This window comes from Candidatus Sericytochromatia bacterium (assembly GCA_035285325.1).
Lineage (GTDB): Bacteria > Cyanobacteriota > Sericytochromatia > S15B-MN24 > JAQBPE01 > JAYKJB01.
On the sequence record JAYKJB010000009.1, the window covers coordinates 82,176 to 92,381 of the forward strand.

Consider the following 10,206-nt stretch of genomic DNA (forward strand, 5'->3'; position numbering starts at 1 on the left):
GAGAGGACTCCTTTACACGATCATGAGTTCATATTCCCGACTGCCGAGCCCCAAATTCTGGGCGTGCTGAAGGGGGAACTCCCAGTCTACAGAAGGATGCAAATCGCGCCACTTGTCCGCGACGCCGGAACTCGAAAGGCGAGTATCGGGCAACCCGGCCGCCTGCAAGACCAGGTCTGCAGTGGCCTGGTCCAGCGCCACCGGGTCGCGAGAGCCGAGCAACCCGATGTCCGCCACGATGGGCGTATCGCTCAGCGGGTGCCCGTCCGGATCGGGCGTGATTTCCAGCAAGACATTCACAAACCCGCAGCGGCCCTCCTTCTGAGCAAAAATGGCCGCCGCGGCTTCCACGCAGGCCTGCTGGCGCGCACGCAGTGCCTCCGCGATCGCGGCCCCGGAGTCAGCCCCGTCCAACGTGCCCAGGATGGTCGCCTTACCGACGCGGGCCAGGCCTTCGAAGCCGAGTTGTAACAAGGCCCCGGCGAAGCCAGCCCAGGGATGCGCCGTCACGTGAGCGATCGATACCAGGCTGTCCGCGTGGGCGATCGCCCCGGCGACCGGCACCTCCCGCCCTATGGCCTGGCGCGGCACGGCACAGGGCACCTGGTCTCCGCCCGTGAGTCCGTCCGCCGCGACCAGCGGGATGCCTCCGAAGCCCTCGAACCCGTGGCGCTGAGCGCCGTTGAGCAGGTCCACGGCGTGGCGACGAGGGGAAGGTGGCGCAGGCAAGGTGCCGGTCAGAAAAGGAGTGGCACCGTCCTGGCGCAAGCGGGTGACCAGGCGCCGCACCAAGGGAGGGCGAACATGCGTGAGGTTTCCGATCTCCCCGAAGTGAAGCAGGACGGCGGTGAGGGCCCCGGGATACACCAACGACGAGAGCGCCGCGGCGTCGTAGAGGGCGTCGAGCTTCTCGAGCAGTCCCCCCCCATTCGTGGCGCGGCGGTGCGCAAAGATAACGTCCGAGGCCATATTCCCCCGATCGGCTTCACTCGATCCCGAGGGCTCGATCTTATCACTTCAACGGCAAACGACAGCCCCTCCCGTACAGCCCGGAAGTCAGCCTTGCTATAATTTCACGAGCATCACGTGCCGATGTGGGGAACGCCTTGTCCGACGAACTGATCGCCCCGGGGAAACGCCTCGAAAAACCGCTGCTTCATCCCACCACGGGCAACGTGCTCCTACCGGCCGGCACGGTATTGTCAGGCCCTTACATCGATCGCTTGACGCGTCAGGGACTCCTGCCCCAGCTCCGCGAGTGCATGGAGGGGTTCGATCCGGACAAGCAGGAAGGCAGCGGACTGCGCCTGCGCGATCTCGACGGTTTTGAGATCGAAATTCCGGACCTGCCGGCCATCCTGTTCGAGTTTCTGCCGCGGGCGACCCCGCCGGCTGCGGCGCCACCGGTCGCCGCGACAGCATCGTCTCTCGCGGCAGAGGCCCTCCCCCCGCCTCCGCCCGGAGAAGCGCAACCGGCCACCACGACGGAACTGCCCCTTCCGCCCATTTCACCAGCATTGCCCCTGCCCGAAACAGTTTCAGGCTTGCCACTCCTCGAAGAGGCGGCGCCAGCCCTGTTGCAGCGCTACCATCACAATCCGCGGCATGTGCTGTCGGAACGTGGGCTGCTGAGCGCCATGTTGACGGTCGATCAGATCGACGAACAACTCCGACATGGCAAGTTGCCGAGCTATCCCCCGCTGGCGGGCGTGGTTCAGGAAGTGATCGCGCGCTTGCAGGCGAATCAAGGCGCCCTGGCGGACGGCCTGGAATTGCGGATCGTTGACCAACCGCATCACCGCAGCCACCCGGTCAACGTGATGACGTTGTCGATTGCCATCGGGATCGCCCTCGCCTACGACAACAAAACCCTCTTTACCCTTGGCATCGCTGCGTTGTGCCACGACATCGGCAAAGCTGCGATCGCCCCCGAGGTGCTGAACAAGGTGGGCGCCCTCACCCCTCAAGACGTCGAACTGCTGCGGGCCCACCCCCTGATCGGCAAGCGAATCATGGAGAAGATCACGTGGGCGACGCCCGAAATGGCCCGAATCGTTTACGAACACCACGAACGCAACCACGGCGGTGGCTACCCGCTTCATCTCAAAGGAGCGCAGATTCATGACTCCGCGAAGATCATCGCGGTGGCTGAAGTCTATGATGCCTTGATCTCGGACACGAGCTATCGCGCGCGCTACAACCCCGAATTCGCCTACGTGACGGTCCGCAATGGCGAACGCATGGGACTCGATCCCGTGGTTCTGAAAGCCTTTACCCGGTTCGTCTACCCCTACCCGGTGAACGCCTACGTCGTCCTGGAAGACCGACGCATCGGGCAGGTGGTGCAGAATAACCGCCCGGACCCATTGCGCCCGATCGTTCGCGTCAAGGAAGACCTGATCAACCTGATGGACGTCCCCGAAATCAAGATCAAGGACATCCACGTCCAAGCATTTCGCTGAAACGGGCAATCCTGTTCTTGACAGGGACTGCGCCGGCAGATTAAGATTTCTTGGTAATTGAGGCAAGTAGAAGTTACACCTTCTCACCCGGCAACAACGTTCGCCGTGGTTTTCAAGACCCGAATTCTCGATACAGTCCGCTGTTTTCAGAGCTTCCCGGTCGAGCAGGTGTAATCGCCTGCTCGCCTTATTTTTAGGAGGAACAAGCCATTCTCAAGGAAACGGCCATCATCAACGAACGAATTCGCGCCCGCGAACTTCGGACCATCGATGAGAACGGTGAGCAGCTCGGTATCCTGGCGTCACGCGAGGCACTCCGGATTGCGCAGGAAAAGGGCCTGGACCTGGTTCTGGTCGCAGCGGACGCCAGTCCGCCAGTCGCCAAGATCATGGACTACGGTCGCCACAAGTTCGAAACCGAGAAGAAGAACCGGGAAGCTCGGAAGAAGCAGCACGTGGTCAGCCTGAAGGAACTCACGCTGAGCTACAAGATTGGCGAGCACGACTACCAAGTCCGCTTGCGTTCCCTCCAGAAGTTCATCAAGGAGGGCGACAAGGTCAAGGTGACCATCCGCTTCCGAGGGCGTGAAGTTCAGCACAGTGGCATCGCCACGGAACTGCTGATGCGCTTTGTTCGAGACGTTGAAGAGATTGCCGTCCTCGAGCGTGAGCCCCGTCAAGAGGGGCGCACCTTGTTCATCATCGTCGCCCCCAAAAAGGAGAAGTGATTCCGATGCCCAAAATGAAGACGCATCGTGCCTCTGCAAAGCGTTTTGCAGTGAGCGGTTCTGGCAAGCTGATTCGTCGCAAGGCCGGAGGCAAGCACCTTCTCGTGTGTAAGTCGCCTGCCCGCAAGAATCGTGTGACGGGTGAAGCCGTGGTGGACCAGGCGGACGAGAAGCGCGTCAAGCTCTCGCTGCCCTATCCCCAGTACCTGCGCTGATTCCCTCGCTCTGCGCAACCCTGAATTAAAGGAGTTCCCGCCATGCGCGTCAAACGTGGTGTCGCCAACCGTAACAAGCACAAGAAGGTTTTCAAGCTGACCAAGGGCTTCCGCGGCTCTTTGAGCAAGGTGTTCCGAGCTGCCAATCAAGCGATGATGCGGGCGCTCAAGCACGCTTATCGCGATCGCCGGAAGAAGAAGCGCGACTTCCGCGCCCTGTGGATCCAGCGCATCAACGCGGCTGCTCGCCTGGAAGGCATGTCCTACAGCCAGCTCATCAATGGCTTGAAGAAGGCGCAAATTGAAGTGAACCGCAAGGTTCTGGCTGACCTGGCTGTCAATGATCAGATGACCTTCAACAAGCTGGTCGCATCGGCCAAGCAGACCCTGAGCGCCTGAAGCCATCGGGCGGCTCGACCCTCTTCCCGCTCCGGGAAGAGGGTTTTTTCAGCCCTGTACACCATGCCCCCCACCCCACTCAGCAGCCTGCAGAATCCGCGCATCAAGCTGGCCCGGTCGCTCGTCCGCCGCAAAGAGCGGGAGGCCTCTGGCTGCTTCCTGATTGAAGGAAGCAAGCTGTTGCAGGAAGCGCTGGCGTCCGGTCTCCAGCCGAACCAGGTCTTCGCGACCGCCGCGTGGTGGGACACGCACGAGTTCCCCCCCGGTGAGACGGAGGCCTTCCTGGTTCCCCCTGCGCTGCTGGAGGCGCTTGCGACCACGGAGACCCCGGACGGGGTGGTGGCGATCGCTCCCCTGCCGACCCCAAAACGCCCCCGGCTGGGTCCAAGCGCTCTGGTCCTGATTGCCCATCAACTACAAGACCCAGGCAACCTGGGAACCTTGATCCGGGCAGCAGATGCCGCGGGAGCGGATGCCGTGGTGGTGACGCCGGGCTCGACGGACCCTTGGAGCCCCAAGGCCGTTCGAAGTTCGATGGGTTCTTGCTTTCACCTGCCCATTCTCAAGCAATCTCTGACCGAGTTTCGGCGGGACTGCCCGGACCTACGGCTGTTGGCGCTCAGCTTGCAAGGCAGCAGCAGCCTCTACCTTCAAAATCTGAGCCAGGGAACCGCCTTCCTGATTGGCAATGAGGGAAGTGGGCTCGATGCGGAGGCGATCGCCCTGGCCGACGCGGCCATCCGGATCCCCATTCCGGGGCGGGCCGAGAGCCTGAACGCCGCCATGGCGGCGACCGTCTGCTTGTACGAAGCCGTTCGCCAGCGCACCACCAGCGACACAATCTGATAGCATGGGCCCGGTGCTCCCATGATCTCTTACCACCTCGATTATCCTCACCTTGCCGCTGACGAGTTCCCCCGCGGAGCCGTCTTGGCCATTGGCACCTTTGACGGGGTGCATCTCGGTCATCGTCAGCTGTTCGAAACGGCCCAGCGTCTTGCGGCAGACCTGGACTGTCCTGCTGCCGTGTTCACCTTTGTGGAGCACCCTCGCAGTATTCTGAACCCCGGCGCTCCCGTTCCCTTACTCACGCCGTGGCAGGAGAAAGAACAGCGCCTGCGTGAGGCAGGTCTTTCCCACTGCATCGCGACGAGGTTTAGCCAAGCCTTGTCGCGTCTGACGCCCGAAGCATTCGTCGCCCGTGTGCTGGGCGAAGCCCTGGCGGTCAAGGGAGTCGTCACCGGCTTCAATTTTCGCTTTGGCCATCAACAAGCGGGCACGCCAGAGGATCTGCAGCGCTTGGGGAAAGCCATCGGATTTCCCGTTGAAGTCGTGCCCCCCGTTCGGGCGGAGGGCGGAATCGTCAGCAGTTCACGGCTGCGTCAACTGATCGAAGGCGGCCAGGTGGAGGAGGCCCAACCACTGCTTGGTTACGCCTACACCCTCACGGGCCAGGTGGTTCCTGGGGATCAACGCGGACGCACCATCGGATTTCCCACCGCCAACTTGGCCCTTCCCGCCGACAAGTTGTTGCCCTTACTCGGCGTCTATGCTTGCCTGGCCGAGGTCGGCTCGGAGCAACTCCCTGCCGTCGTGAACATCGGGCGTCGGCCGACCTTCGACGGGGTCAAACTCTTGACCGAGGTACACCTGTTGGCGGGTGGACGAGACCTTTACGGACAGACCATGACGATTTCCTTGCTGAAACACCTGCGACCGGAGCGTGCCTTTCCCGGAGCCGAGGCGCTGATCGCGCAAATCGCCGAAGATTGCGAAGCGGCGCGTCAGTTCCTCGCGCGCGTCACGGCCGACGTGGCCATCCCTTAGCCTTGCCCAGCCAACATGCGAACGTTGGCCCAGGCGTCCTCCAGGGAACTTTTCTCATCGGTCCCCTGCTTGCAGAAGTCTTTGATCAGGTCTTTCATCGCGATGGCCCGGTCATAATCCGGATTCGAGCCTCTCACGTAGGCGCCGATAGTGAGCATATCCTGCACCTCTCGCAGGTTGGCCATCATCGTTCGCACGTCGCGCTGAGCCAGATACTGGCTTTTCGGCTGCAACTGCTGAATCAGGCGACTGACGCTCGGCAAAATGTCGATGGCAGGATAGATGCCCTGGTCCGCAATCTTGCGCGCCATGATGATGTGGCCATCCAGGATCCCTCGGACCGCGTCAGCGATCGGGTCTTCCATATCGCCCCCTTCCACCAGAACGGTGTACAGTGCGGTGATCGAGCCTCGGTCCGACATCCCCGCGCGTTCCAGCAGACGAGGCAAGGTCGCAAACACGGATGGCGTGTAGCCCTTGGTAGACGGCGGTTCCCCGATCGCCAGTCCGACCTCGCGTTGCGCCATCGCAAAACGTGTGACCGAGTCCATCATCAGAAAAACTTTCTTCCCCTGATCGCGAAAATACTCTGCGATGGCAGAGGCGGTCTGCGGCGCCTTCATGCGGAGCAAAGAGGACATATCGGACGTGGCGCAAACGACGACGGAGCGTGCCATGCCCGCTTCGCCCATCGAGTCCTCGATGAATTCATTGACTTCTCGCCCACGTTCCCCGACCAGGCATAGCACGTTGATGTCAGCCTTGGCGTTTCTGGCGATCATACCGAGCAGGGTCGACTTGCCCACGCCTGACCCGGCGAACAGCCCGATGCGCTGTCCCTCGCCATAGGTGAGAAAGGCATCGATGGCCCGCACCCCGACTGGCATGATATTGGTGATGCGGGCCCTGCGAATCGGGTTTGGTGGCGCATTGTCGAGCGGATACTCCGCCTCAGCAATGATGGGCCCTTTCCCATCCATCGGATTCCCAATGCCGTCCACCACACGCCCGAGCAGTTTGGGCCCTACTTTGACCGACACGAGCCGGTTCGTGGCGACCACCTCGCAGCCCGCTCCAATCCCCTGGATATCGGCCAGTGGCATCAACAACACGCGACGGGCCTTGAAGCCGACCACCTCGGCCGGGTACACCCGCAACTTGTCCTGCGAACGGATATAACAGAGCTCACCGATGCGAACGCCTTGCAGCAACGCCTCGATCACGAGGCCGATCAATTGAACGACCGAGCCTTTCGCGCGAATGGTCTCGGTGCCCTGCAAGGCAAACATGTAATTGTCGTAATCGAAGCGGATCTCTCCGCCGGACATGCTCACTTAGCTCAGATCCCCGAGGACTTCATCATCATATTCAGCCCTGACGCGCTTGAAGAGTTCCTCCACGATCCCCAACTGCGCCTGAATGGTGGCATTGATGCTGCCGCTGTTGGTTTCGATGATGCAACCTCCGCGCTGAATGGTGTGGCTGCCCTCGATCGAAAAGTTCTGAACATCCGGAACCATGGTCTTGAAGGTTTCCTGCTTGGGGAGAATCAGATCGAGGTCGAGCGGATTGACCTTGACGACGACCTGCTCCAGGTCTGAGACCCGTTTGAGCGAAGATTCAACCGTTCGCTGCACAATCTCAGGCTGCAGAGAGACTTCCTCCTGAATCACCTTGCGCGCGATCTCCAGGGCCAGACTGACCAGTTTCTCTTCGTTCTGCTTCACCGCAAGGGGAAATGCCATGACCATTTCATTGAACTTGTGGATGGCATCGGCAATGTACTGGGCCGCCTCCGCCTCTCCGGCGCGCCGTCCCTCGGCCAACCCTTCTGCATAGGCCTGCTCACGCAGGTCGGCCATGATGCGGGCGCGATCGGATTCGAGTTCCTGCAGCGTGGCGGCGCGCGCCTGCTCTGCTTGTGCCATCGTCTCCGCACTTTGGGTCATCGCTTCCAACAGCAGGCGCTCCGATTCCAGACGCGCAGCAGACAAAATCTCCTCCCTGTGCGCCATCAATTCGACAAAGGCCTCCTCGGGGTGCTCCGCCAGCAGCCCCTGCGCGATGTCGGCAGCGCCCTCGGAAAGTTGTTTTTCAACGCGCTGCAGGTGCGTCCAGCGGATTTCGTTGACCGAACCGATCAGTTCGAGGTCCAGTTCCGTCGCCACTCGCCGCTGCACAAAAGGGGTCACGGATGCCGTGTCGGCTTCGGGATTCCGCTCAAGCATGTCCTCCTCAGCGGCACGCACCGCGTCCGCCATGAGAGGACCCGCGGCCTGCTGGACCTGGTCGCCAAAGGCATTGGCGTCCAGGTCTGACGCCTCTACGGCCCCGTGAAGCACCTGTTCACGGATTTTTTCGAAGGCCTCGAGCGGCTCCTGCCAGGGCTCAGAAAGCTCGTCCTCGAGTTCCGTCGCGATGTCAGGCTCAGCAAAGAGATCCGTGAGGTCACCTTCGAGGTCAAAGGCCAGTTCATCGACGCCCTCACCCGGGAGGGCATCCAGGGCGCTCTCCGTGGCGGGAACCACGCCCGTGACCTCTTCACCGGGAAGGTCGGCAGGGAGAATGACATCGGCCCCGACAATCGCCTCGGAGGCGTTGAATCGCAGATTGGCGCCCTTGAGCAGGCCCATCCCGGTCGGACTCCCAACAGTCAGCTCACACTGATTTCGTACCCCACACTCCCTGGCGCGAACCTGCCACTTGAGCCAAAGCGGCTTGTCACGACGGGGGCAGCGCCATCACGGGCCGATGGGCAGGCGCGCGGAGATGCTGACATCATAACAGATGCATCCCCCGAACGTGCCGTAACGGGCGGCTTGAGCGTGCTAAGCTGGGGGCATGCCCGATACCGTCCGAGGCCGATACGCACCCTCTCCCACCGGCGACCTTCACCTCGGAAATATCCGAACGGCTCTGGTGGCCTGGCTGGGAGCCAGGGCGCAGCAAGGAACTTTCATCCTACGAATCGAGGACCTCGACACTCCTCGTGTTCGCCCAGGGGCCGAGGCCCAGATGCTGGAAGATCTCAGCTGGCTGGGCCTCGACTGGGACGAGGGTCCCGATGTGGGCGGGCCTTACGCCCCCTACCGGCAAAGCGAGCGCCACGACCATTACGAGCGTGCCCTGACGCAACTGGACGAGACGGGACGCTTGTATGGATGCTCCTGTTCTCGCGCTGACCTGAAACGACTGGCCTCGGCCCCCCACGGTCCCTTGGACGAGGGCCCCGTCTACCCCGGCATCTGCCGCTCACGGCAGATCGATTGGCAATCCCAAGCGGGTACGACGGCTCGTGCTCGCATCCCTGCCGTGCGCTTCCAGGTCTCGACAGGCGCGGTGAGGTTCGATGACTTGCTGGCTGGATCTGTCTCGCAGGATGTGAAAACCGACGTCGGCGACTTCGTGGTGCGACGAGCGGACGGCATCTGGGCCTATCAGTTGGCGGTGGTGGTTGATGACTGGGCCATGGGCATCAACCAGGTGGTACGAGGGGCAGACCTCCTGCACTCCACGCCGCGCCAGTTGCAGTTGCTTCAGGCCCTCGGGGCGCCCCCGCCCGCCTATGCGCACGTGCCGCTCACCCTGGATGAAAAGGGCCAACGCCTGGCCAAACGCGAGGGTGCCGCTACCCTCCGCGCCCTGCGTGAACAGGGCTGGCAAGCTCAGGACCTGGTCGGCATATTGGCCCATTCCTTGGGCCTGTTGCCAACGCCTGAGCCGTGCGTTCCACGCGACCTCGTGGCAAGTTTCGAATGGGCTCGCGTCGCGACCACCGCTTGGCGCGCCCATGTGCCTGAACTGGGCCGCTCAGGTTAGCGCAGCGCCATCTAGAAACGCCTCCCAACCGCCCTGAGCTGCACCTGAGGGCAAAGACAGGCCGGCACAAAACCCAGTAGGCCAGATTTCCCCCCAAAAAGACCAACCCCCCGCTCAACCCTTGCGGGGAACGGGGGGCCAGGTTCACACCTTGCGGTGGAATCTTAAAGGTCCTGGCGGCGGGCTACCTTCCCACCGGGTCTCCCCGGCAGTATTCTCGCTGCTGACGCGTTTCACGGTCGTGTTCGGGATGGGAACGTGTGGGACCACGTCGCCTTGCCACCAAGCTTGTCAAAGTCCATACCCTCACGGGTACGCACCCTGATAACTGCACAGTAAGTCAATCAGAAACCAACGTGTTCAAGCCCTCGACCGATTAGTACCGCTCAGCTACACGCATTGCTGCGCTTCCACCTGCGGCCTATCAACCCGATTATCTACCGGGGGTCTTACCTGGTTGACCCAGTGGGGGAACTCATCTTCAGGTGGGCTTCAAACTTAGATGCTTTCAGCTTTTATCCGCTCCGGACACAGCTACCGGGCATCTACCGCTGGCGCGATAACCCGTACACTGGCGGTCCGTCCGTCCCGGTCCTCTCGTACTAAGGACGGCTCCTGTCAATTCCCCTACGCCCATACCGGATATGGACCGAACTGTCTCACGACGTTCTGAACCCAGCTCACGTACCGCTTTAATGGGCGAACAGCCCAACCCTTGGGACGTACTACCGCCCCAGGTTGCGACGAGCCGACATC

General features: G+C 61.9%; 10 protein-coding genes and 2 rRNA genes. 7 read left to right on the top strand and 5 right to left on the bottom strand.

Features of this window, described 5'->3' with window-relative positions:
* Positions 1–12: 12 nt before the first annotated feature.
* Complete coding sequence (locus VKP62_01650; protein MEB3195885.1) at positions 13–969, bottom strand: DUF362 domain-containing protein; 957 nt, start codon at positions 967–969, stop codon at positions 13–15.
* Between the two features lie 137 nt (positions 970–1,106).
* Here VKP62_01650 and VKP62_01655 point away from each other — a divergent pair, with 137 nt between their 5' ends.
* From VKP62_01655 to VKP62_01680, 6 genes are all read left to right on the top strand, one after another.
* A complete protein-coding gene (locus VKP62_01655; protein MEB3195886.1) occupies positions 1,107–2,462 on the top strand; it encodes an HD domain-containing phosphohydrolase in 1,356 nt (451 codons plus the stop codon).
* Between the two features lie 209 nt (positions 2,463–2,671).
* On the top strand, positions 2,672–3,190 hold the full coding sequence (gene infC, locus VKP62_01660) for a translation initiation factor IF-3 (protein MEB3195887.1): 519 nt from the start codon (positions 2,672–2,674) through the stop codon (positions 3,188–3,190).
* Between the two features lie 5 nt (positions 3,191–3,195).
* Complete coding sequence (rpmI, locus tag VKP62_01665) at positions 3,196–3,405, top strand: 50S ribosomal protein L35 (GenBank protein ID MEB3195888.1); 210 nt, start codon at positions 3,196–3,198, stop codon at positions 3,403–3,405.
* 42 nt (positions 3,406–3,447) lie between these two features.
* Positions 3,448–3,804: a 50S ribosomal protein L20 gene (rplT, locus tag VKP62_01670; protein MEB3195889.1), complete on the top strand. Its 357-nt coding sequence runs from the start codon at positions 3,448–3,450 to the stop codon at positions 3,802–3,804.
* Between the two features lie 63 nt (positions 3,805–3,867).
* Positions 3,868–4,650, top strand: coding sequence for an RNA methyltransferase (locus tag VKP62_01675; GenBank protein MEB3195890.1), 783 nt, complete (start codon positions 3,868–3,870; stop codon positions 4,648–4,650).
* A gap of 21 nt (positions 4,651–4,671) precedes the next feature.
* Positions 4,672–5,631, top strand: a complete 960-nt coding sequence (locus tag VKP62_01680) for a bifunctional riboflavin kinase/FAD synthetase (protein ID MEB3195891.1) — start codon at positions 4,672–4,674, stop codon at positions 5,629–5,631.
* On the opposite strand, the gene VKP62_01685 is transcribed toward VKP62_01680, so the two are convergent.
* Together VKP62_01685 and VKP62_01690 are read right to left on the bottom strand one after the other, a co-directional pair.
* Positions 5,628–6,959, bottom strand: a complete 1,332-nt coding sequence (locus VKP62_01685) for a FliI/YscN family ATPase (protein MEB3195892.1) — start codon at positions 6,957–6,959, stop codon at positions 5,628–5,630. The genes VKP62_01680 and VKP62_01685 overlap by 4 nt on opposite strands.
* Before the next feature lie 6 nt (positions 6,960–6,965).
* Positions 6,966–8,264 (bottom strand): FliH/SctL family protein, encoded by a 1,299-nt coding sequence (locus tag VKP62_01690; GenBank protein MEB3195893.1) that lies wholly within the window; start codon positions 8,262–8,264, stop codon positions 6,966–6,968.
* Positions 8,265–8,472: 208 nt separating this feature from the next.
* On the opposite strand from VKP62_01690, the gene gluQRS reads away from it, so the two are divergent.
* Positions 8,473–9,450, top strand: coding sequence for a tRNA glutamyl-Q(34) synthetase GluQRS (gene gluQRS, locus VKP62_01695; GenBank protein ID MEB3195894.1), 978 nt, complete (start codon positions 8,473–8,475; stop codon positions 9,448–9,450).
* 171 nt (positions 9,451–9,621) lie between these two features.
* Here gluQRS and rrf read toward each other — a convergent pair.
* Positions 9,622–9,737: ribosomal RNA gene (gene rrf / locus VKP62_01700) — 5S ribosomal RNA — on the bottom strand.
* Between the two features lie 69 nt (positions 9,738–9,806).
* Positions 9,807–10,206 (bottom strand): 23S ribosomal RNA (locus VKP62_01705); the annotation flags it as partial.

Excerpts from the sequence above, each read along its gene's own strand:
- VKP62_01650 (MEB3195885.1), bottom strand. The coding sequence starts at position 969 with ATGGCCTCGGACGTTATCTTTGCGCACCGCCGCGCCACGAATGGGGGG.
- rpmI (MEB3195888.1), top strand. The coding sequence starts at position 3,196 with ATGCCCAAAATGAAGACGCATCGTGCCTCTGCAAAGCGTTTTGCAGTG.
- rplT (MEB3195889.1), top strand. The coding sequence starts at position 3,448 with ATGCGCGTCAAACGTGGTGTCGCCAACCGTAACAAGCACAAGAAGGTT.
- VKP62_01675 (MEB3195890.1), top strand. The coding sequence starts at position 3,868 with ATGCCCCCCACCCCACTCAGCAGCCTGCAGAATCCGCGCATCAAGCTG.
- VKP62_01680 (MEB3195891.1), top strand. The coding sequence starts at position 4,672 with ATGATCTCTTACCACCTCGATTATCCTCACCTTGCCGCTGACGAGTTC.
- VKP62_01685 (MEB3195892.1), bottom strand. The coding sequence starts at position 6,959 with ATGTCCGGCGGAGAGATCCGCTTCGATTACGACAATTACATGTTTGCC.
- VKP62_01690 (MEB3195893.1), bottom strand. The coding sequence starts at position 8,264 with ATGGGCCTGCTCAAGGGCGCCAATCTGCGATTCAACGCCTCCGAGGCG.
- gluQRS (MEB3195894.1), top strand. The coding sequence starts at position 8,473 with ATGCCCGATACCGTCCGAGGCCGATACGCACCCTCTCCCACCGGCGAC.